Raw genomic sequence first — 20,647 nt, forward strand, 5'->3', positions numbered from 1 at the left:
CGCGGGAATTGACGCGGCGCAAATCGGCGCTGGAAATCTCTTCTCTCCCCGGCAAGCTCGCCGACTGCCAGGAACGCGATCCGGCCAAGGCCGAAATCTTCATCGTCGAGGGCGATTCGGCGGGTGGATCGGCCAAGCAGGGGCGCGACCGCGCAACGCAGGCCGTGCTGCCGCTGCGCGGCAAGATTTTGAACGTGGAACGCGCCCGGTTCGACCGGATGATTTCGTCCGACCAGGTGGGTACGCTGATCACCGCTTTGGGCACGGGCATCGGGCGTGAGGAGTTCAATCCCGATAAGCTGCGCTACCACAAGATCATCATCATGACCGACGCCGACGTGGACGGCGCCCATATCCGTACGCTGCTTTTGACGTTCTTTTACCGGCAGATGCCCGAAATCATCGAGCGCGGGCACCTCTATATCGCCCAGCCACCGCTCTACAAGGTGACGCGCGGGCGCTCCGAGCAATATCTCAAGGACGAGCGGGCGCGCGAGGATTACCTTCTGGCCGGCGGGGTCGAGGATGCGGTGCTCACGACGCGGGCCGGAACGACCCATGCGGGCGCCGATCTGCTTTCGATCGTGGAACAGGCGCGCGACCTAAACCATCTGATCGACAACCAGAACGCGCGTTACAACCGCCAGATGATCGAACAGGCCGCCGTTGTCGGCGCGCTCGATCCGGCGGTCATGGACGCTCCCGAGACCGCCCAGGGACTGGCTGACCGGGTGGCCAACCGGCTGAACCGCATGTCGGACGAGACCGAGCGCACCTGGGAAGGCGCCCTGGACGGCGAGGGCGGATACATCTTTTCGCGCGTGGTGCGCGGTGTGACCGAGAGCCACACGCTCGATGCGGCGCTGCTGGGCTCGGCCGATGCGCGCAAGCTGCGCAACCTGGCCGGCAAGCTCGACGAGATTTATGGAGGCGTCCCGACGCTGATGCGCCGCGAGATCAACCAGGAGGTCTATGGACCGCGCTCGCTGTTCGCGATCGTTCAGGCGGCGGGCGCCAAGGGCGTTTCCATGCAGCGCTACAAGGGGCTGGGCGAAATGAACGCCTCCCAGCTGTGGGAAACCACTATGGACAAGAACGGGCGCACGCTGTTGCAGGTGCAGATCCGGGAAACCGACGACGCGGATTCGATCTTTTCCCAGCTGATGGGCGATCTTGTCGAGCCGCGGCGCGATTTCATCCAGGACAATGCGCTCGCGGTTTCCAACCTGGATATCTGACGGGGTCGGAGTGCGGCCTGGGCGGCGGGTTTCGCCGCCACACGCCGCTCATCGGCAGCACGCGCGCATAATCTGGTAAGCTGCGGCCTTTTGCGAACGCGATGATGCCGGGCTTTATGGACCGGCTTCAACAATCGCCTGCAAGGAATCCGCGTCACGACGCGGCGGAGCACCGAACAGCCTTTTGTACTCGCGTGAGAACTGGGACGCGCTTTCATATCCAACGGCATAACCCACGGTCGCGGCCTCGGCATGTTCAGTCACGAGGCGCCGGCGTGCCTCGTGCAGCCGAACATGCTTCTGATATTGCAGCGGGCTCACGCCGGTCACCGCCTTGAAGCGGCGATGAAACACCGACACGCTCATGCCGGCAATCGCCGCCATGGCGCTAATGCTGAGATGGTCGGCATAATGGTGGCGAACGTAAGCCATCGCCCGGCGAATACGGGACAGCCGCGTGTCAGCCCCGGCAATCTGGCGCAGCAATGCACCATGCGGCCCCATCAGCAGACGAAACATCAGTTCATGCTCGAGGTGGGGCGCAAGGACCGGGATTTCCTGAGGTCTGTCGAGCAGGCTGGCGAGCCGGTGCCACGCATCAAGCAGTGCGGGGCCGGCTTTGGCAACGCCGAAGCCCGAGCCGATGGCAGGCTCGCCGAGCGCGTTCATGTCGAGCAGGATCGTCGAAATCACCGCAGGATCGAGAAAGAGATTGAGCGCCACAAAGGGCTCGTCGGTCGAGGCTTCGCAGACCTGTCCCATCGCCGTCAGCTCGGCCGCCACGACCATGCAATCACTGGCGCCATATTCGAGCGCTCCATCTCCGATAAACGTGCGTTTGCGGCCCTGCAGCACAAGGCAGACGACCGGCTGATAGATCAGGCCATTGGCGTCGGTCGGGTTGTCGATGCAATAGGCATGAAGACGCGGCATCTGCGGGTGCGGCGCGCCGGCATGGCGCAGCGCAATGGCGCGAATGTCGTCAAGTTGTGTCATGGCGCCATTCCACAGCGCTTGCCTCAAAAGGTCAATGGGTCGGCAGAATCAGGCAATCATCCGGGACCATCAGACATCCGCATTGGTGAGAGCATCCCTACATTGTGCCCGTACACGCACGAAAGGATATTGCTATGCAAAAGCGCAGACTCGGCAAGGACGGACCCGAAGTGTCAGCTCTCGGCTACGGCGCCATGGGATTTCACCTCGCTTACGGCGCGGCCGACACGCAAGCGGGCCTGGACCTGATCAAGCACGCCTATGAGATGGGCGTTACCTTGTTTGACACCGCCGAACTCTATGGCTGGGGCGAGAACGAGAAATTCATCGGAAAGGCGGTAGAGGGCTTTCGCGACGACATCGTTATCGCCACCAAATTCGGCTTTGCCCTCGACAATGGCAATTACGGCACCAACAGCCAGCCTGACCATATTCGCAAAGTGACCGAAAACAGCCTGCGCTATCTTGGTGTCGACCATATCGACATCCTCTACCAGCACCGCGTCGATCCCGATGTGCCGATCGAAGACGTTGCCGGGACCGTCAGGGACCTGATCGCCGAAGGCAAGGTCAAGTATTTCGGCCTCAGCGAAGCCGGGCCGCAGACCATCCGCAAGGCCCATGCCGTGCAGAAGGTGACGGTCCTGCAGACCGAATATTCGGTTTTTGAACGCGACGTCGAAGCGGTCCTGCCCACCACGCGTGAACTGGGCATTGGATTTGTCGCCTATTCGCCGCTTGGCCGTGGCTTTCTCACCGGGTCCGTAAAGCCTTCGGCAGAATATGAGGAGGACGACATGCGGCGCTTTGATCCACGCTGGCAACCAGGCAATTTTGAAAAGAACCTCGATGCCGTCCGCCAGCTTGGCGAGCTGGCCCAGTCCAAGGGCATAACGGTGTCTCAGCTGGCGCTGGCCTAGCTCCTGGCCCAGGGCGACGACATCGTGCCGATCCCCGGAACGCGCCGGATCGAACGTCTCGAGGAAAACCTGGCCGCTGCGGATTTAACGTTGTCGACCGATGATCTGTTCCGCATCGCAACTATCCTGCCGGACGGCGCTTTCGGTGCGCGCTACGCCGGCGGCATGGTCCCGGACTGGATCTGACAGACAATGGGTGGCTGGCATTGCTTGCCACCCATCATCGAACAGAGGCACCGCTTCACAAAAAGATGCGCTGAACGCGCAGACGCGTGCAAACGAAGATGTTTTTCCAGCGTTATGGCCTTGAGAAACAGTGTTGCGAGCCGAATTCTCGATTGCGCAGGACCGTTTAAAATCCCTTTTCGCCGCGCGAACTGACGGCCAGTTTCTCGACGAGGTCATCGGGGATGGGTTTGCTTGCCGAGAATGTCACGCCGGTCCTGGTGGCCTTGAGGTTTAGCGACGCAATCTGCTTGGCATGGGCGGCAATTGCGCCGGGATCGACATAGAGACCACATTTTTTGCTAAAGGCGGCATGGCCCGCGACGATCGTTTCCTCGATCTGAAATCCAGCCATCCGCGAGAGCGGGCCTTCCTGAAAAGGCCATTCGGCAATCGATGCCGGAACAAATTGCGACCCTCTCCCCCCGGTTAGGCAAAAACCGTTGCCGTGCGGCCACACTGGCGGGTAAGAGTGGAAAAATTCACATAAACGCGCCACAATTGAACGCGATAGCGGTAGGCATCGCGTTTGCGCCCGGACGATGGCGCGCGTCGATTTTTCACGACCATGCTCGAAAGTGATCTTTGATGGATCTTCGTCTCTCTCCCGATGATCGCGTCGATGGCGGCCCGCAGCGCAAGGCCAGGGGCCAGCGCGCGCAGGCCGGATCAGGCTCCAATGGGCCCAAGGGTGGCAAACCCCGCCGGCCGCAGAACCGCAAGGTGACGAAAAAGCGCTCGGGCGGGATGCGGTTTATCGTGGGGTTTGCGTATTTCTGTTTCACGATGCTGCTTTTGGGCGGCGTCGCGGTGGCCGGAATCGTTGTCTATTACGGGCAGGATCTGGGATCGTCCTCCACCTGGGAAGTGCCCCAGCGTCCGCCCAATATCCGCGTGCTGGCGTCCAACGGGCAGCTTTTGACCAATCGCGGGCAGACCGGCGGGGAGGCCGTGGGCATTCACGAATTGCCGCCCTATGTGGGCCAGGCCGTGGTGGCGAGCGAAGACAGACGCTTTTACAGCCATTTCGGGGTCGATCCGATCGGGCTGGCCTCGGTGGGGATCGAAATGATCCGCGCGGGCGGCATCACCCGCGGCGCCTCCACCATCACCCAGCAGGTTGCCAAGAATTTGTTTCTGACCCCCGACCAGACGCTTGGCCGCAAGGTGCAGGAAGCGCTTCTGGCGGTGTGGCTGGAACAGAACTATTCCAAGGACCAGATCCTGGAGCTTTATCTCAACCGCGTGCATTTCGGGTCGGGTTCGACCGGGATCGAAGCTGCGGCGCAAACCTATTTCGGCATTTCGGCGCGCAATCTCTCGCTGGGTCAGGCGGCCATGCTGGCCGGCATTCTGCCCGCGCCGAGCTATTACAACCCGCGCACCCATCCCGACCGGGCCGCCGAGCGGCAGCGGCTGGCGCTGGCCAACATGGTGCGTGAGGGCTACATCACCGAGCAGGAGGCCCAGGCCGCTGCCCAGAACATGGATGCCAACATCACCACCGAGCGGGTGGCGGGCACCGAATATTACGTCGCGGACTGGGTGGAATCGCTCATGAACGACTATCTGGGCGAGGTGAACGAGGACGTCGTGGTTTCGACCACGCTGGACTGGGACATGCAAAAGCAGGCCGAATTCGTCATCAAGGAAGCCGTCGCCTCACAGGGCGAGGACCTGGACTTTTCCCAGGCGGCCTTTGTGGCCATGGACACCGAAGGCCGGGTGCGTGCCCTGGTGGGCGGGGTCGATTACAGCCAATCGAGCTATAACCGCGCCGTGACCTCGCGTCGTCAGCCGGGATCGGCCTTCAAGCCCTTTGTCTATCTTGCCGCCCTGCAGCAGGGCTATACGCCCGACACGCTGATGGTGGACGAACCGCTCGACTATGAGGGCTGGCAGCCGGAAAACTCCAATGGCCGCTATGTCGGGCCGGTGCTGTTGCGCGACGCGCTGGCCTTTTCCATCAACACGGTATCGGCGCGCCTGGCCATAGATATCGGGCCAGAAAATGTGGTGGAGACGGCCTATCGGATGGGCTTTTCCACCAATTTCCAGCCGGTGCCCTCGATCGCGCTGGGCACTCAGGAAGTCTCGCTGCTCGAGTTGACCAGCGCCTATGCCCCGTTTGCCAATGGCGGTTATGGGGTGGTGCCCAATGTGATCACGCGGATCACCACAACCGATGGCGAAGTGCTGTTTGAAGAAACGCCAGCCGGACCGGGCCGTATCCTGACCGATGAGCAGGTGGGCATGATGAACGACATGCTCCAGACCGGCGTTCAGGCCGGAACGGGCACGCGGGCGCAACTGGGCAACTGGCCGATGGCCGGCAAGACCGGCACGACCCAGCGCAACCGCGACGCGCTGTTTGTCGGTTACACCGCAAGCCTTGTGGGCGGCGTGTGGCTGGGCAATGACGACGACACCCCGACCCGGGTGTTCGGCGGACAGATACCGGCCCAGATCTGGCGCGACATCATGGCCGAAGCCCATGAGGGCCTGCAGAGCGCGGCGCTGCCTGGCAATTATGTCAAGCTCCAGGACCGCGTGGCGGTGCCGATGCAGGACACCATGCCGGCGACCGGAACACCCGTCACGATCGACCAGATCCAGGGTCAGCCGGGTCAGCAGCCTGCCCCGTTGCCCCAACAACAGATCCAGCCGCAACAGCAGCAGCCCGTGGCGGTCCCGGCCGATGACGGGATCGGCGGCCTCCTTAACGGGCTGTTTGGCGAGTAGGATCGGCGGCGCTGGACGTTTGAGAAAGCCCGGGTTTGTGCCCGGGCTTTTTTTGTTGCGGCCTGGGGCGTTGTTCAGAGCGCCATCAGCGCTGCGCCATTGGCCTTGAGCCAGGCTTTGGGGCGCTCGTAATGGGGACACGTTTTCGCGACGGTGCGCCAGAAGACCGGCCGATGGTTCATTTCGAGAATGTGAGCCACCTCATGGGCGGCGACGTAATCGAGAACGTCGGGTGGGGCGAGGATCAGGCGCCAGTTGAAATTGAGGCTGCCAGAGGACGAGCACGATCCCCAGCGGGTCGATTGATCGCGCAGGGTGATGGCCGAAACCGTCACGCCCAGATTTTGCGCGTGGCGGTTGCAGGCCATCTCAAGATCGTGGCGGGCCTCTTTCTTGAGCCAGTCGACAAGGCGGCGGCGCATGTGGTCGGGACCGCCGGGCACGTGCAATTGTGGCTCGTCCCCCTCGTTGACGACGGTGACGAGACCGCGCAGCCCGCTGAGGCCGACCAGGCGGTGGGGGCTGCCGCGCAGGGGAATGATGGCGCCGGGGGCGAGTGCGTAAGGGCTCTGGATGCGGCTGAGCCGGGCGGACAGCCAGCCGGTGTTGCGCTCGAGAAAGGCTTGCGCCTCGGGCCAGCGCCCGCCGCGCGGCACAGTCAGAACCGGCTCTCCCCGCGCCGAAACGCTCAAGCGATAGGACCGGGCCCGGGCGTTGACCCGCACGGCTACGGTAACCGGACCGGACGCGATGACGAGCTCGGTCGTTTCAGGGATCGCGGTTCGGGCAAAAAGGCGGGGCAGCCCCATCCATTGTCTCTTTGGCAGAAAAGGGAATCGCGGGCGCCATTATGCAGGCTGGCCGGGCTGACAAAACAAAAAAGAAGCGGCACGTCGGAAAGGAGCGTGCCACTTCTTATCGTATCGCGCTTTTGGACAGGCGGAGGCGGCCTGTTTTTCAAAACGCGATCAAAGGGTGCCTTGGGCGGAGGCGGCCCAAGGCGCGGCCGGGGACCAAAGGGAGGGGGAACAATCCACCGGCCGAAGGGAACTCTTGAGGGCGATCACCGGCCCCTAGGCCGGCGATCTGTCTGGTTTAGTACCCCTGACGCTCGCCGCCATCGTCATTGCGGTTGTCGTCGTGGCGGGGGGCATTGCGGTCCCGCATGAAGCGGTCGAACTCTTCGCGATCACGCGCCTTGCGCAGATTGGCGAGGTGTTCTTCGAATGCCTGGCGGTCTTCTTCGAGTTTACGGCGTTCCTCGTCGAGGCGCTTGAGCTGCTCGTCGCGATACTCGTCGAAGGCGGCATTGCCGGTGGCCGAAGCGCGATAGTGGCGCGGGCCACAGCCGCGGGATTTGAAGTTTGACTTCTGGCCGGCGATCCAGCTTTCAGCCTTTTCACGGCTGCCGCCCATATATTCGCCCCATAAAATGTAGGCGAGGACGGCCATGCCTAGCGGCCAGAAGATGATAAAGCCCAGAACCATCAAAGCGATGGTTAGCGGGGACCATGCGGGTTTGATAATTGCACTGTTCATGTTGCGGTCTCTCCAGTCTCGAACACAACAAAATTTGGGGTCGCCGGCGCCCGCATCAAGGGTTAGCGCATAAATTTATCGCTCTTGAAAACTGATATAGAGTGCCCATAGACCCGCCCGGAGAGATAAAAAAATGAGCGAAATCACACAGTCCAGCGCTCCGGCGCCGGCGCGCAGCGCCAATCCCATGCGGCTTGAAACGCTCGTGCTTTTGCGCTGGCTGGCCATTTCGGGCCAGCTGATCACCGTTGTGGTCGTGCGCTACGGGCTGGGCTACGACGTGCCGCTGGGGGCGTGCCTGTTGCTGATCGCGCTTTCGGTGCTGGTCAATGCGGGGCTGTTGATCCGCTACGGGCCGGGTCACCGGCCCTCGACCCGGCTGGCATTCCTGCAGCTTGCCTATGACAGTCTGCAACTCGGAGGGCTGCTTTATCTCACCGGCGGGCTGGGCAATCCGTTTGCCATATTGCTGCTCGCGCCGGTTTCGGTTTCCGCTTCGACGCTGGCTTCGCGCGAAACGATCTGGGTGGGCACGCTGGTCATTGCGATCGCCAGCGCGCTGGCTTTGTTTCATATGCCCTTGCCGTGGATCGAAGGGGTCAGTTTCGAGCCGCCACGCATCTATCTCACCGGGGTGTGGATCGCGATCCTGTGCGCTGTGGGGTTTGTCGCCGGGTACACCAACAAGGTGGCTCATGAGGCCCGCCAGCTTGTCGATGCGCTGACCATCACCGAGTTGGCCCTGTCGCGCCAGCAACAGCTTTCGGCGCTCGACGGGCTGGCGGCGGCCGCCGCCCATGAGCTGGGCACACCGCTGGCCACCATTGCGCTGGCAGCCAAGGAAATCCGGCGCGACCATGGGGAAGGGGAGCTGGCCGAAGACCTCGATCTCATCATGGATCAGGTGGCGCGCTGCCGGGCGATATTGGGAAAATTGCGAAACCTGCGGCCATCGGGATCGGACCTTTTCGACAGCGCGACACTGTCCGACATCGTCGCCGAGCTGGCCAAGGCCCATGAAGGGCCGGCGCTGGTCGAGGGCAAATCGATCAATCTGGCCCAGACCCGGGCCGAGCAGGACGAGCCGGTGATCGCGCGCAATGTGGCGCTGCTCTACGGGCTGGGCAATCTGATCGAAAATGCCGTGCAGTTCGCAAAGGTTGAGGTGACGATTCGGGCCGTCTGGGACGGGCGGCGGGTGATGATCGCCATCATGGACGACGGACCGGGATTTCCGCCGGACCTTTTAAGCCGGCTCGGGGAACCCTATCTGACAACAAGGACGAAAGACCGGTTCGATCCGCGCCAACCCGATGGCGGGGGCGGGCTGGGACTGGGCGTGTTCATTGCCAAGACGCTCCTGGAGCGGACCGGCGCGACGCTCAAATTCTTCAATGCCCGGGCAAACGGGCATGCCTGTGTGGAAATCAGCTGGCCGCGTGACACCCTGGTCCGAAATGCCGCACGCGACGTATGAGGTATCTTGTGTGTAAGCTTTTGACGTTTTCGCCACAATTGGCCATAAGCAAGACGCGAGAGGATCAAGGCCAATGACAGAGATTTCCGAGCTTCCCGACACCGAGCGCACCCTGCTGCTGGTCGACGACGACAAGCCCTTCCTGACCCGGCTCGAAAGGGCGATGGACAAGCGTGGCTTTATCGTTTCGATCGCCGATACGGTGGCTGGCGGGCTGGCGGCGGTCAAAGCCAACAGCCCGGCCTTTGCGGTGGTCGATCTGCGGCTCGAGGACGGAAACGGGCTGGCCGTGGTCCAGGCGCTGCACGAGAACCGTCCCGGCGCGCGGGCGGTGGTCCTGACCGGTTACGGCAATATTGCAACCGCGGTCACGGCGGTCAAACTGGGTGCGGTCGATTATCTTGCCAAACCGGCCGACGCCGACGACATCGTCAAGGCGCTGATGGCCGGCGATGACGATATCAGGCCCGAGGCACCGGAAAACCCCATGTCGGCGGACCGGGTGCGCTGGGAGCATATCCAGCGGGTTTACGAATTGTGCGACCGCAATGTTTCGGAAACGGCGCGCCGGCTCAACATGCACCGGCGCACGCTGCAGCGCATTCTCGCCAAACGCGCGCCGCGCTGATCGGTCTAAAAAGAAGGCCGCCTTAGAGCTCGGTCAGGATTTGATTGACTCAAATCCTTGGCTCTAAGCCCTTGTTTTTTCGCGTGTTGCGAACCGCAATACCGTTTCCATCCCCGATCGCGTCGAGGACATGGTTTTGCTGGACACGCTCTATTCGGCGGCCTGCTGGTTTTCGGGCTCGGGCTGGAGCGGGTTTTCGCTCTTGGGCCCGGCGATCAACAGCCGTTGCTTGCGGCGGCGGCGGGTGATGCGGACCTGTTTGACCCGGCGAGCATCGGCGCGGGTGATCTCGAATTCAAAGCCCTTGAGCTTGGAGACCACTTCGCCCCGTACCGGCACGCGGCCGAGCATGGCCACCATGAGCCCGCCCAGAGTATCGACTTCCTCGGCATATTCACCGGGATCGAAATCGGAGCCGATGGCCTCGATCAGATCGACAAGCTCCACGCGGGCATCGGCGATGAAACTGTCCTCATCGACCGTGCGCAGCATCGAAGCTTCGCTCTCGTCATGCTCATCCTCGATGTCGCCAACCACCGCTTCGAGCAGATCCTCGATGGTGACCAGCCCGTCGGTGCCCCCATATTCGTCGATCACCACCGCCATATGCATGCGGGTGGCCTGCATGGAGGCCAGAAGATCGGTTACGGGCATCGAGGGGGGCACGAAGAGCACCTTGCGCACCAGGTCGAGCTTGCCGATGCGCTGTTTGAGCGTCGGGGTGACGAATTTGACCGGGCTTTGAGTGTTATGGCCGTTCGAGCCATTGCCGGCGGTCGGGGCGGCCGATTTGGCCGGCTCGGTGACCTTTTCAAGCACGTCCTTGATGTGGATCATGCCCGCGACATTGTCGAGGCTCTCCTCATAGACCGGCATGCGAGAATGGCCGACCTGGCGGAAGCGGTCGATGACATAGCCGACATTGACGCTGGAATCGACGGCCTCGATATCGGCGCGGGGCACCATGACATCCTCGACGCGCAATTCGCCGAGCTTGAGCACATTTTGCAAAATGGCACGCTCGGATGCGGAAAATGTCGTGTCGGTGGACAGGAACGGGCCCTCGAGCGCTTCCTTGAGATCGGTGCGCAAGGACGCGGGTCTGCCCGGCAGATGGGCACGAATCCGCGCCCATAGCGATGGCTTGTTGTCGCTTGAAGTTGACTGTGTCTGGTCGCCCTCAGGGCGATGCGGCCGGCGCGCCGCGGCGCTAGATTGATCGCTATCGGTCATTTGGGGTGCGGCGGGCGTTTGTTTTTTCGGCCCAACCGTCGGCACTCCGTATCTTGTTGCGCAAAGATCAGTCGTTCAAAAGAACCTGACCATCATAGGGGTCTGGATACCCCAGCAGCCCCATAATATCTGTTTCTCTTGCCTCCATGGCAAGGGCTTCGTCTTCGGTTTCGTGGTCATAGCCCAAAACATGGAGCATTCCGTGCACCAGAAGATGGGCGAAATGGTGCTCGAAAGGCTTTTCGAGATCGTCGGCTTCGGCCACCAATGTCTCATAAGCGAGCGATATGTCACCCAAAAGACCTTCAATGGGATCATCGTCCTCGAGCGCGGGAAACGAGAGCACATTTGTCGGCTTGTCCTTGCCGCGCCACTCGCGGTTGAGCGCCTGCTGGGAGCGATTGTCGGTCAAGAGCACCGAGATTTCGCAGGGGCCATCGGTTGCAAAGCCCGAATTTTCCAGCGCCGCGCCGAGGACCGTTTCGGCCAGGGGCTGGAAGGTTTGCGGCCAGTCCCCGGCCTCGAGATTGATCTCGACGGACAGTTCGGGCGTCAAACCTCGAGCTTTCCTTCGGAGGCCGGGCTCTTGCCGGTTGCGCCTTCATAGGCCCGCACGATGCGCGCAACCAGAGCGTGGCGCACAACGTCCTTGTCGGTAAAGCGCGTGGTGTGAATGCCTTCGACATCGGAGAGAAGATGGAGGGCCTCGACCAGCCCCGATTTTTCGCCACGCGGCAGATCGACCTGGGTGGGATCGCCGGTGATGATCATTTTCGAATTTTCACCCAGCCGGGTCAGAAACATCTTCATCTGCATCGAAGTGGTATTCTGGGCCTCATCCAAAATGACGGCGGAATTGGCCAGGGTACGCCCGCGCATGAAGGCGAGCGGAGCCACTTCGATGGCCCCGGACGCTATGCAGCGCTCGACCACTTCGGGCTGCATCATGTCGTAGAGCGCGTCGTAAAGGGGCCGGAGATAGGGATCGACCTTTTCCTTCATGTCGCCGGGCAGAAAGCCCAGACGCTCGCCCGCTTCCACGGCGGGGCGGGAGAGGATGATGCGATTGATTTCGCCACGCTCGAGAAGGGTCGCCGCATGCGCGACGGCGAGATAGGTCTTGCCGGTGCCCGCGGGGCCGACGCCGAACACCATCTCGAAGCGGTCCATGGCGCGGATATAGCCATCCTGGGCCGGATTGCGGGCGACGATGGTGGCCTTGCGCGTGGCGATCTGGGCCATGCGCACCTTGCCGCGCTTCTCGAGCGTGGGAAGCGAGAGCTGGCTGTCCTCGGACTGGACCATGCGGATCACGCCATCCACATCGGCGGGGCCGACGGCCTTGCCCTCTTCGAGCATGTCGTAGAGCGATTCAAGCGCGCGGCGCGCCTGGTCGACGGCGTTGGCGCCACCGCGCAACATCACATGATTGCCGCGCGAATTGGCCTGGACCCCCAAGCGCTGCTCGATGAGCGCCAGGTTCTGGTCGAATTCGCCATACAATTGGGAGACGAGCCGATTGTCTTCGAACGCCAGTTCGAGATGGGCGGCGGCGGACTGGTCGGGTTGCGACCGCAAATTCCGTGTCAAACGCGGGAGCTCCAAGGCAGCGTTGCGACTCTTAACAAGGGTAAGGCTATCAGACCGCGATTCGATCCGCTGTGACAATTGTGCCTTCGAGCGAATTTTTTGCCTGAGCGATGATTTCGACCGGCAGGATCTGGCCGATCAGGCTTTGATCGGCGCCGATATGGACCGCCTGCAGATAGGGCGAGCGGCCCGCCACCTGACCGGGATTGCGGCCGGGCTTTTCGATGAGCACCGGCAAGGTCATGCCCACACAGCCGGCGTTGAATTTTTGCGACTGGCGGGTGATTTCGGCCTGCAGCACTTCGAGGCGCTCGGCCTTGACGTGTTCTTCGATCTGATTGTCCATCTGCGCGCCGGGCGTGCCCGGGCGGGTGGAATATTTGAACGAGAAGGCCGAGGCGTAGCCGATCTTTCTGACCATATCCACTGTCGCTTCGAAATCGGCATCGGTCTCACCGGGGAAACCGACGATGAAATCGCCCGAGAGCGCCATATCGGGGCGGGCGGCGCGAATGCGGTCGATGATCTCGAAATATTCGGCAGCGGTGTGGCGCCGGTTCATGGCTTTGAGGATCGAATCCGAGCCCGACTGCACCGGCAGATGGAGATAGGGCATCAACTGGGGCAGATCGCGGTGGGCGGCGATCAGTTCGTCATCCATGTCGCGCGGGTGCGAGGTGGTATAGCGGATGCGCTCGATGCCATCGATTTCGGCCAGCATGTGGCAGAGCGCGCCCAGGCTGACGCTGTGACCGTTTCCATCCAACCCGTGATAGGCGTTGACGTTCTGGCCCAGAAGGGTGATTTCGCGCACCCCGGCATCGGCCAGCCCGCGCGCCTCGGCAAGAACCTGTGCGACGGGGCGGGAGACTTCAGCGCCGCGCGTATAGGGGACGACGCAGAACGAGCAGAATTTGTCGCACCCTTCCTGAACGGTCAAAAATGCCGTCAGGCCGCGAGAAATGGTCACTTCCTTTTTTGGCGCCGGAAGATGGGCGAATTTGTCTTCCTCGGGGAAATCGGTGTCGATGACCCGGCCGTTTTGCGCCTTCGAGAGAAGTTCGGGCAGGCGGTGATAGGATTGCGGGCCAAAGACCAGGTCCACCGCCGGGGCGCGGGCCATGATTTCCTCGCCCTCGGCCTGGGCCACGCAGCCAGCCACCCCGATCAGCATTTTTTTGGCGCCGGGCTCGCGCTCATTTCGGAAATCGCGGATGCGGCCGAGTTCGGAATAGACCTTTTCGGCGGCCTTTTCGCGGATGTGGCAGGTGTTCAAAAGCACCAGATCGGCCTCGCCCATCTCCGAGGTCGGCGTATAGCCGTGCGGGGCCAGCGCGTCGGTCATCCGATCGCTGTCATAGACGTTCATCTGGCAGCCATAGGTCTTGATGAAGACCTTCTTGGCGTTGGGGAGATCTGGCTGTTTGTCGCTCATGGGCGCGGTTTACACCACTTCCCCATCTCTTGGCAAAGGGTCAGCGCGATTGAGGGCGTTGAGCATGCGCCGGACAGTGGTCTGGGCCCGTTTTGCGACCAGTTTGCGATCGATCGTGGCGGGTATGGGCGCGCCGAAGGCGAGAACCACATCCTTGGGGCCCGATCCGAGGATGGCGCCGAGATTGTCCGTGATACCCATATCGCCGATCCAGGCGATCTGGCGGCGTTCAGACCGCGAGAGGGGGAGGCCGGAGATTTTGGTATAGGCGATGGCGAGGGGCTGGATGCTGGCGCCGTCCTTTGGGGCGGCGCCGATAAGGGCCGAACGGAACGGCAGCACATGGGTGCCGATACCGGAGGTGCCTTCAGCAAACAACAGCACGGGAACCCCTTGGGCAATGCGGGCGCTCATCTCGGCCGCGGTGCGGCGGGTGTCGGTGCGGCGGGCGCGGTCGACGAAGACGGTTTTGTGCATTCTGGCCAGGGTGCCGATCAGGGGCCAGCGGGCCACATCGGACTTGGCAACGAAGCTGACCGGGACTTTGCTGGCGACAGCGATGATATCGAGCCAGCCAATATGGTTGGCGACGACGAGAACGGGGCCCTTTGCCAGTGGTTGACCGGCCAGCGCCACGCGCAGGCTCAGAGTGAAAGCGAGGAGCTTGAAAAAGATCGAAGGCAGCAATTGCCAGCCCGGCAGGCCCGTTCGCACGATCACAAACTGGATCGGCAGGCCCAAAAGGGTGAAGGGCAGGACGACAAGCCCAAAAAACACAAGGCGCAGGGCCACGTGGCTTTCCCTAGAGCCGTTCAGGATTTGATTGACTCAAATCCCTGGCTCTAAACCCTGGTTTTCTCGCGCGTCCGAACTGCAAAAACCGCTCCACTTATGCTGGACACGCTCTAGCTGTCCCTGGTCTTGTCCTTTAGGGGAATTGCGTAGAGTTCGAGGCGGTGGTCGACAAGCTTGTAGCCGAGCTTTTTGGCGATCACTTCCTGAATGGCCTCGATCTCCTCGTTGCGGAATTCGATGACCTTGCCCGAGCGGATGTCGATCAGATGATCGTGGTGTTCGTCGGGGATCTGCTCGAACCGGGCGCGGCCGTCCTTGAAATCGTGCTTGGTGACCAGCCCCGCTTCCTCGAACAGATTGACGGTGCGATAGACCGTGGAGAGCGAAATGCGCGGATCGATGGCCGAGGCGCGGCGGTAGAGCTCTTCGACGTCAGGGTGGTCGGTGGCCGCTTCGAGGACGCGGGCGATCACCCGGCGCTGGTCGGTCATGCGCATGTTGCGCGTCACGCATTGCTCTTCAAGCGTTGCTTCGGTGAAAGGCTCGTTGCCCATGCCCGCCTCGCGCATCTGTGCCGATAGGTGATCGGGTTAGCCGATCGGCGCGGCCATGACAAGGGCGGTGGCGGCGCTGCCATCGGGCTTCGGGTAATAGCCCTTGCGGGTGCCGATATCGGCAAAGCCGAAGCGCCGATAGAGCGCGATGGCCGGCGCGTTGGTTTCATCGACCTCGAGAAAGAGCGTTCTGACCGGGCTCATGGCCAGATCGGCAAAGGCCGCGCCAAGCAGCGCGCGCCCGAGACCGCGGCTGCGTTTTCTGGGATCCACCGCTATGGTGAGCAATTCGCTCTCAGCGCCGGAAATGCGCAGCATGGCAAAGCCGGAAATGATGCGTTTGGCGTCGGTTGCGATATAGGCGGGGGTGGTTTTGGGATCGGCAAGATAGGCTGCGAAATCGGACGTGAGCCAGCCGCGATAAAAGCCCTGGGCATGCAGTTTTGCCAGAGCGGCAGCGTCGCGGGTTTCGCCGCGCGCGATGTGCAGGCCGTTGGGGGCCGTCCAGAAATTCATTTGCGTGCCACCCCGAAGCCGAGCTGGGGTTTGGCGTCGGCGGCGCGGATATAGGTGGGATCGGGGGGGAAATCGATGGCGCGCGCGCGCGAGGCAAAAGCGGCCATACGCGCGATATCGATCATCGGATCGTCCGGCGTTGTGCGGGCGGCGACCTGGAGGATCTGTTTGAGATCGACGAGGTCTGCCTTGTCGCGCGGCTTGCCGGGAGCCGAAAAGCTCTGGCGATAGGCTTCGCCGCGCTTGGCATCGACGATCAATTCGCACGGCCCCTGGCGCGAGAGCGAAAGGGCGAGCAGCGAGGGGATGCCGATGACCGGGATATCGAGCGCAAGGCCGAGCCCCCGGGCTGTCGAAAGGCCGATGCGCAGGCCGGTAAACGAGCCGGGGCCGGTGGAAACGGCGATGCGACTGAGGGCATTATAGGTCAGCCCGCACCGGTCCAGAAGCGTCCCGATGGCGCCGAAGATGATTTCGGCGTGACCCTTTGCGATGTCGCGAATTTCGGTTTCCAGGGTGCCGTTCGACAAGACAAGCGCCAGTTGCAGGCGGTCGCGGGCTGTATCAATGGCAAGGGTGACGGGCGTGCTCATGGCGGTTTCGATAGGCCGAAACGAAAAACCCCGCAAGCGGTTTGGGCTTGCGGGGTTTTTGTGTGGCTGCGTTGGCAGCCCCGTAAGGCGTGAGGCCTATGGGTATGATTTGAACGCAGGCTTTTAGATCTGCTGAACCTGTTCAACGCCAGGAACGAAATGACGCAGCAGGTTTTCGATGCCCGATTTGAGCGTCGCGGTCGATGACGGGCAGCCCGAGCAGGCGCCCTGCATGTGCAGGAAAACCGTGCCTTCCTTATACCCCTTGAAGGTAATGTCGCCGCCGTCCATGGCGACTGCGGGGCGGACGCGGGTAGCGAGGAGTTCCTTGATGACTTCGACGGTTTCGGCGTCATCATCTTCGAAAAATTCATCGCCCGTATCGACAGGCTCGGACGCTGCGCCTTCGGCGAGAATGGGCTTGCCGCTCATGAAATGTTCCATGACGGCGCCCAGAATGGCGGGCTTTATGTGCGCCCAATCAATGGGTTCGTCCTTAGTCACCGATACGAAATCGGAGCCCAGAAACACACCCGAAACACCATCGACGGAAAACAGGGCCGAAGCGAGCGGGGAGTTGCGGGCCATATCGGCGTCGCGGAAATCGCGCGGTTCGCCGGGCAGCACGTCGCGGCCGGGGAGGAATTTGAGCGTTGCCGGATTGGGGGTGGCTTCGGTCTGGATGAACATTTTTCCGCCTCTCGAGGCTCTTTAGAATTATTCCAAGTTGGTTTGGAAGATAATCCTTTTGCAGACAAATGCAAGAGGCTGGGAGGGTGCGGCGGCGCGGGGGTGGCATCTTCCACCATCGTCATCCCGGGCGAAGGCCGGGGTGACAGCGGGTGGGTTTGACGGGGCTGGGTCCAGGGCCGGGATAGGCCGCTACACCAGCGGGCATGACCCCATTCAGCACAATGCGGCGAGATCGGCGTCCGAAATGGTGCCGGGAACCACGGTGACCGGAACGCGGAACGCGTTGGCGCCGCGTGCGGCGATCGAGGCAACGAGAGGGCCGGGGCCTTCCGAGGAATCCGCGGCCGCGAGCACGAGAATGGCGACGGCGGGGTCCTCGGCGATGTGGGCCTCGATGGCGTCGGTCTTTTTGCCCTCGCGAATCACGCGTTCGACCTTGATCGAACCGAAGGCGGCGATGTTGGCGGCGTAGCGGGCCTGCAGCGCTTCGATATTTTCGTAGGCCTCGGCGCGCATCACCTCTTCGACACCCAGCCAGTGCTGGAAATTGTCGGGCTCGATGATCGAGAGCAAGGCCACTGTGCCGCCGGTACGGCGCACGCGCAGGGCGGCAAAGGTGACCGCCTTGGCGCATTCGGGGCTTTCGTCCACGACGACCAGGAACTTGCGTTTGTATTCGTCGTCGTAGCGATCCTGGGTGTCGGGCAAGCGCTTTTGTCCGGAGCTGATTTAGGGATGGCGATGCTGCCACAGCGCGCGATGGGCGCGCAAGTGGCTCCATGATGTCCAATTGTGCTCAGCGAATAAAGCCCACAATGTCGCGGACTTCGAGCATGGTTTTCGCGGCGATCTCGCGGGCCCTGTCGGCGCCATTGCGCAGGATGGTTTCGATCTGGGCCGGGTCGGCGACCAGCCGGCGCATTTCGTCGGCCTGGGGGGCGAGAACCGAAACGGCGAGATCGGCAAGGGCGGGCTTGAAGGCGCCGAACCCTTGTCCGCCATATTCGGCCAGCACCTCGGCGACCGATTTGTCCGAAAGCGCGGCGTAGATGCCGACCAGATTGGCCGCTTCGGGACGGTTTTCCAGGCCCTTTTCTTCACTGGGCAACGCGTCGGCGTCGGACTTGGCCTTCTTGATCTTTCTGGTGATCGTTTCGGCGTCGTCCATCAGATAGATGGTGGCCATGTCCGAGCTGGATTCGGACTTGCTCATCTTCTTTGTCCCATCGCGCAGGCTCATCACCCGTGTGGCCGGGCCGGTGATGACCGGTTCGGGGAGCGGGAAATACGCCTCGTCGAGCCCGTTGGCGGCGATCGAGGGGGCAAAGTCGTGATTGAACTTGGCGGCGATGTCGCGGGAGAGTTCGAGATGCTGTTTCTGATCTTCGCCGACCGGAACGTGAGTACCCTTATAGAGCAGGATGTCGGCGGCCATCAGCGAAGGGTAGGCGAACAGGCCCAGCGAGACGTTTTCGGAATTTTTGCCCGCCTTGTCCTTGAACTGGGTCATGCGGCTCATCCAGCCCATGCGCGCCACGCAATTGAATACCCAGGCCAGTTCGGCGTGTTCGGCAACCTGGGACTGGTTGAAGATGATGTGGGCGGAAGGATCGACGCCGGCCGCGATATAGGCGGCGGCGATTTCATAGGTCCAGCGCTTGAGATCGGCGGGGTCCTGCCAGACGGTGATCGCATGCATATCGACGACGCAATAGATGCACTCGAAATCGTTCTGCAGCGGCACGAAACGGCGGATGGCGCCGAGATAATTGCCGAGATGCAGATCGCCCGAGGGCTTGATGCCGGAAAAGACGCGATCGGTGAAAGGCATTGGACTTACGGTCCCTTAATGTTTGACGAAACATGCCCAGAAACGGGCAGCACAAGGGTTTAGAGCCTCAGCGCCGCCGCCGCAAGCGCCCGAGAACCGCGCCGAGCGGCTGGACGCCGCTTACATGGAGCAGCGCGAAATAAAGCCCGGCGCCCAGAGCGCAGATGGCAAGCAGGGCCAGCGCCTGAAGCGGGAAGAAAAAGCCCGGGGCAAAGACCGGGCCGGCAAAAAGAGCCAGCCCCCACAGCGCCAACCCCATGACAATGGCGACGCCGAGCGTGCCGGCAAGGGTCAGACCCTCGCCGCCTGCGAGCCGGAAATGGCCGCGCCGGGCCAGGAACAGGACGAGCAGGCCCACATTGACCCATGCGGAGGTCGAAGTGGCCAGCGCGATGCCGATGTGTTGGAGGTGCGGGAACAGGGCTATCGAAATGGCGATGTTGACCACCAGCGACACCCCGGCAATCAGCGTCGGGGTCTTGGTGTCCTTGCGTGAGAAAAAGCCCGGCTGGAGAACGCGGACCAGCACGAAGGCCGGCAGGCCGAGCGAAAAGCCCATCAGCGTGTGGGAGACGGCAACCGTTGCCGTCGCATCGAAGGCGCCGCGCTCGAACAGGACCCGCACGATGGGTTCGGCCAGCGCAAAGAGCGCGACTGCGGCGGGCAGGGTCAGGACCATGGAAAGCTGGAGGGCCTGGCTTTGGGACGCCCGGGCCTCGACGTCGCGGCCCGAAGAGAGGTGGCGCGAAAGCTCGGGCAGCAGCACCGTGCCGATGGCGATGCCGATGATGCCGAGGGGAAGCTGATAAAGCCTGTCGGCGTTGGCGATAATCGCGATGGCGGCATCGGCCTGGGAAGCGATGACGGTGCCCACGAAAATATTGATCTGGATGATACCGCCCGCCGCGATGGCCGGCAGCGCCAGCAGCCAGAAGCGGCGCACTTCATCGGTATAGCGCGGTATGCCGATGGCGGGCAGGAAGCCGGCCCGGCGAATGGTGAAAAACACCAGAGCCAGTTGCGCGACACCGCCGGCCATGGCGGCAACCCCGAGCCAGAAGGCCACATCGGCGGGGTTTTCCAGCGTCCAGACGGCAAGGGGGACCAGAACAGCGATGTTGACAAGGTTCAAGAGCACCGGGGCGAAGGCGGCGGCAAAGAATTTGCCCAGCGAATTGAGGATCGCGCCATAGGCCGCCATGAGCGACATGCAGGCGAGATAGGGAAACATGATGCGCGAGAGAAAGACCGTCAGCTCGAATTTTTCGGGATCGGCCACAAAACCGGGGACGAACACCATCATCACCGGCTCCATGAAGATTTCGGCGAGGATGGTGACGATCAGAATAGCGGCGACCAGCCAGCTCATGATGCGGCCGGCCATTTTTTTGGCACCGTCCGTCCCATCGGTTTCCAGCGCGCCGGAAAACATGGGAACGAAGGCGGTATTGAATGCCCCTTCGGCAAACAGGCGCCGGAACAGATTGGGCAGGCGGAACGCGGCCTGGAAGGCATCGGCGGCGGGGCCGATGCCGAGAACGGCGGCGATCAGCGCGTCACGGACAAAGCCGAAAACGCGCGAGAGCAGGGTAAGCCCGCCCACGCTCATGGTGTTGCGAAAGAGGCTCATGGGCGGGGGGCC

22 protein-coding genes are annotated in these 20,647 nt (G+C 62.3%); 6 read left to right on the forward strand and 16 right to left on the reverse strand.

Annotation, left to right across the window (positions count from 1 at the left end; genetic code table 11):
* Positions 1 to 1,238: toprim domain-containing protein (locus tag AACZ55_RS06675; RefSeq protein ID WP_339644444.1), on the forward strand; the 1,238-nt coding region annotated here is incomplete at its 5' end.
* A gap of 114 nt (positions 1,239 to 1,352) precedes the next feature.
* Here the strand turns inward: AACZ55_RS06675 and AACZ55_RS06680 are convergent.
* On the reverse strand, positions 1,353 to 2,234 hold the full coding sequence (locus AACZ55_RS06680) for an AraC family transcriptional regulator (protein WP_339644446.1): 882 nt from the start codon (positions 2,232 to 2,234) through the stop codon (positions 1,353 to 1,355).
* A gap of 134 nt (positions 2,235 to 2,368) precedes the next feature.
* On the opposite strand from AACZ55_RS06680, the gene AACZ55_RS06685 reads away from it, so the two are divergent.
* Complete coding sequence (locus AACZ55_RS06685; RefSeq protein ID WP_339644448.1) at positions 2,369 to 3,154, forward strand: aldo/keto reductase; 786 nt, start codon at positions 2,369 to 2,371, stop codon at positions 3,152 to 3,154.
* Positions 3,155 to 3,178: 24 nt separating this feature from the next.
* Positions 3,179 to 3,340: a hypothetical protein gene (locus AACZ55_RS06690; protein WP_339644450.1), complete on the forward strand. Its 162-nt coding sequence runs from the start codon at positions 3,179 to 3,181 to the stop codon at positions 3,338 to 3,340.
* Positions 3,341 to 3,506: 166 nt separating this feature from the next.
* On the opposite strand, the gene AACZ55_RS06695 is transcribed toward AACZ55_RS06690, so the two are convergent.
* Positions 3,507 to 3,734: a hypothetical protein gene (locus AACZ55_RS06695; RefSeq protein ID WP_339644453.1), complete on the reverse strand. Its 228-nt coding sequence runs from the start codon at positions 3,732 to 3,734 to the stop codon at positions 3,507 to 3,509.
* Positions 3,735 to 3,967: 233 nt separating this feature from the next.
* Between AACZ55_RS06695 and AACZ55_RS06700 the strand changes: the two genes are divergently transcribed.
* Entirely contained in the window at positions 3,968 to 6,121 is a 2,154-nt protein-coding gene (locus AACZ55_RS06700; RefSeq protein WP_339644456.1) for a PBP1A family penicillin-binding protein, read from the forward strand.
* A gap of 74 nt (positions 6,122 to 6,195) precedes the next feature.
* Here AACZ55_RS06700 and AACZ55_RS06705 read toward each other — a convergent pair whose 3' ends face one another.
* On the reverse strand, positions 6,196 to 6,930 hold the full coding sequence (locus AACZ55_RS06705) for a SprT family zinc-dependent metalloprotease (protein ID WP_339644459.1): 735 nt from the start codon (positions 6,928 to 6,930) through the stop codon (positions 6,196 to 6,198).
* Between the two features lie 286 nt (positions 6,931 to 7,216).
* The gene (locus AACZ55_RS06710) at positions 7,217 to 7,660 is read right to left on the reverse strand and encodes a DUF2852 domain-containing protein (RefSeq protein WP_338608332.1); all 444 of its coding nucleotides are present in this window, start codon (positions 7,658 to 7,660) and stop codon (positions 7,217 to 7,219) included.
* 133 nt (positions 7,661 to 7,793) lie between these two features.
* On the opposite strand from AACZ55_RS06710, the gene AACZ55_RS06715 reads away from it, so the two are divergent.
* Both AACZ55_RS06715 and AACZ55_RS06720 read left to right on the forward strand, forming a co-directional pair.
* A complete protein-coding gene (locus AACZ55_RS06715) occupies positions 7,794 to 9,137 on the forward strand; it encodes an ActS/PrrB/RegB family redox-sensitive histidine kinase (protein WP_338608333.1) in 1,344 nt (447 codons plus the stop codon).
* A 73-nt stretch (positions 9,138 to 9,210) separates the two neighbouring features.
* Entirely contained in the window at positions 9,211 to 9,765 is a 555-nt protein-coding gene (locus AACZ55_RS06720) for an ActR/PrrA/RegA family redox response regulator transcription factor (protein ID WP_339644463.1), read from the forward strand.
* Between the two features lie 150 nt (positions 9,766 to 9,915).
* Here the strand turns inward: AACZ55_RS06720 and AACZ55_RS06725 are convergent, their stop codons facing one another.
* From AACZ55_RS06725 to murJ, 12 genes are all read right to left on the reverse strand, one after another.
* Positions 9,916 to 10,998, reverse strand: coding sequence for a hemolysin family protein (locus AACZ55_RS06725; protein WP_339644466.1), 1,083 nt, complete (start codon positions 10,996 to 10,998; stop codon positions 9,916 to 9,918).
* 67 nt (positions 10,999 to 11,065) lie between these two features.
* Positions 11,066 to 11,488, reverse strand: a complete 423-nt coding sequence (gene ybeY, locus AACZ55_RS06730; protein WP_339644500.1) for an rRNA maturation RNase YbeY — start codon at positions 11,486 to 11,488, stop codon at positions 11,066 to 11,068.
* A 62-nt stretch (positions 11,489 to 11,550) separates the two neighbouring features.
* Positions 11,551 to 12,588, reverse strand: a complete 1,038-nt coding sequence (locus tag AACZ55_RS06735) for a PhoH family protein (protein WP_338608338.1) — start codon at positions 12,586 to 12,588, stop codon at positions 11,551 to 11,553.
* A 49-nt stretch (positions 12,589 to 12,637) separates the two neighbouring features.
* A complete protein-coding gene (gene miaB, locus AACZ55_RS06740) occupies positions 12,638 to 14,023 on the reverse strand; it encodes a tRNA (N6-isopentenyl adenosine(37)-C2)-methylthiotransferase MiaB (protein WP_339644469.1) in 1,386 nt (461 codons plus the stop codon).
* 9 nt (positions 14,024 to 14,032) lie between these two features.
* A complete protein-coding gene (locus AACZ55_RS06745; RefSeq protein WP_339644472.1) occupies positions 14,033 to 14,815 on the reverse strand; it encodes a lysophospholipid acyltransferase family protein in 783 nt (260 codons plus the stop codon).
* A 113-nt stretch (positions 14,816 to 14,928) separates the two neighbouring features.
* On the reverse strand, positions 14,929 to 15,372 hold the full coding sequence (locus AACZ55_RS06750; protein WP_338608341.1) for a Fur family transcriptional regulator: 444 nt from the start codon (positions 15,370 to 15,372) through the stop codon (positions 14,929 to 14,931).
* A gap of 36 nt (positions 15,373 to 15,408) precedes the next feature.
* The gene (gene rimI, locus AACZ55_RS06755; RefSeq protein WP_339644475.1) at positions 15,409 to 15,888 is read right to left on the reverse strand and encodes a ribosomal protein S18-alanine N-acetyltransferase; all 480 of its coding nucleotides are present in this window, start codon (positions 15,886 to 15,888) and stop codon (positions 15,409 to 15,411) included.
* Positions 15,885 to 16,481, reverse strand: coding sequence for a tRNA (adenosine(37)-N6)-threonylcarbamoyltransferase complex dimerization subunit type 1 TsaB (tsaB, locus tag AACZ55_RS06760; protein ID WP_338608343.1), 597 nt, complete (start codon positions 16,479 to 16,481; stop codon positions 15,885 to 15,887). Before tsaB ends, rimI begins: the two co-directional genes overlap by 4 nt.
* 123 nt (positions 16,482 to 16,604) lie before the next feature.
* On the reverse strand, positions 16,605 to 17,171 hold the full coding sequence (locus AACZ55_RS06765; protein ID WP_338608344.1) for a NifU family protein: 567 nt from the start codon (positions 17,169 to 17,171) through the stop codon (positions 16,605 to 16,607).
* A gap of 216 nt (positions 17,172 to 17,387) precedes the next feature.
* Positions 17,388 to 17,882, reverse strand: a complete 495-nt coding sequence (locus AACZ55_RS06770) for a universal stress protein (RefSeq protein WP_338608345.1) — start codon at positions 17,880 to 17,882, stop codon at positions 17,388 to 17,390.
* An 88-nt stretch (positions 17,883 to 17,970) separates the two neighbouring features.
* Positions 17,971 to 19,005, reverse strand: a complete 1,035-nt coding sequence (trpS, locus tag AACZ55_RS06775) for a tryptophan--tRNA ligase (RefSeq protein ID WP_339644479.1) — start codon at positions 19,003 to 19,005, stop codon at positions 17,971 to 17,973.
* Between the two features lie 67 nt (positions 19,006 to 19,072).
* Positions 19,073 to 20,635, reverse strand: a complete 1,563-nt coding sequence (gene murJ, locus AACZ55_RS06780) for a murein biosynthesis integral membrane protein MurJ (RefSeq protein WP_339644482.1) — start codon at positions 20,633 to 20,635, stop codon at positions 19,073 to 19,075.
* Between the last annotated feature and the right edge of the window lie 12 nt (positions 20,636 to 20,647).

The sequence above is a fragment of the uncultured Pelagibacterium sp. genome (genome assembly GCF_963972885.1).
Classification (GTDB): domain Bacteria; phylum Pseudomonadota; class Alphaproteobacteria; order Rhizobiales; family Devosiaceae; genus Pelagibacterium; species Pelagibacterium nitratireducens.

Bases quoted from the DNA above. Each gene is read 5' to 3' on its own strand.
- AACZ55_RS06680 (WP_339644446.1), bottom strand. From the start codon at position 2,234: ATGACACAACTTGACGACATTCGCGCCATTGCGCTGCGCCATGCCGGC.
- AACZ55_RS06685 (WP_339644448.1), top strand. From the start codon at position 2,369: ATGCAAAAGCGCAGACTCGGCAAGGACGGACCCGAAGTGTCAGCTCTC.
- AACZ55_RS06695 (WP_339644453.1), bottom strand. From the start codon at position 3,734: ATGGCTGGATTTCAGATCGAGGAAACGATCGTCGCGGGCCATGCCGCC.
- AACZ55_RS06700 (WP_339644456.1), top strand. From the start codon at position 3,968: ATGGATCTTCGTCTCTCTCCCGATGATCGCGTCGATGGCGGCCCGCAG.
- AACZ55_RS06705 (WP_339644459.1), bottom strand. From the start codon at position 6,930: ATGGGGCTGCCCCGCCTTTTTGCCCGAACCGCGATCCCTGAAACGACC.
- AACZ55_RS06710 (WP_338608332.1), bottom strand. From the start codon at position 7,660: ATGAACAGTGCAATTATCAAACCCGCATGGTCCCCGCTAACCATCGCT.
- AACZ55_RS06715 (WP_338608333.1), top strand. From the start codon at position 7,794: ATGAGCGAAATCACACAGTCCAGCGCTCCGGCGCCGGCGCGCAGCGCC.
- AACZ55_RS06720 (WP_339644463.1), top strand. From the start codon at position 9,211: ATGACAGAGATTTCCGAGCTTCCCGACACCGAGCGCACCCTGCTGCTG.
- AACZ55_RS06725 (WP_339644466.1), bottom strand. From the start codon at position 10,998: ATGACCGATAGCGATCAATCTAGCGCCGCGGCGCGCCGGCCGCATCGC.
- miaB (WP_339644469.1), bottom strand. From the start codon at position 14,023: ATGAGCGACAAACAGCCAGATCTCCCCAACGCCAAGAAGGTCTTCATC.
- AACZ55_RS06750 (WP_338608341.1), bottom strand. From the start codon at position 15,372: ATGGGCAACGAGCCTTTCACCGAAGCAACGCTTGAAGAGCAATGCGTG.
- rimI (WP_339644475.1), bottom strand. From the start codon at position 15,888: ATGAATTTCTGGACGGCCCCCAACGGCCTGCACATCGCGCGCGGCGAA.
- tsaB (WP_338608343.1), bottom strand. From the start codon at position 16,481: ATGAGCACGCCCGTCACCCTTGCCATTGATACAGCCCGCGACCGCCTG.
- AACZ55_RS06765 (WP_338608344.1), bottom strand. From the start codon at position 17,171: ATGTTCATCCAGACCGAAGCCACCCCCAATCCGGCAACGCTCAAATTC.
- trpS (WP_339644479.1), bottom strand. From the start codon at position 19,005: ATGCCTTTCACCGATCGCGTCTTTTCCGGCATCAAGCCCTCGGGCGAT.
- murJ (WP_339644482.1), bottom strand. From the start codon at position 20,635: ATGAGCCTCTTTCGCAACACCATGAGCGTGGGCGGGCTTACCCTGCTC.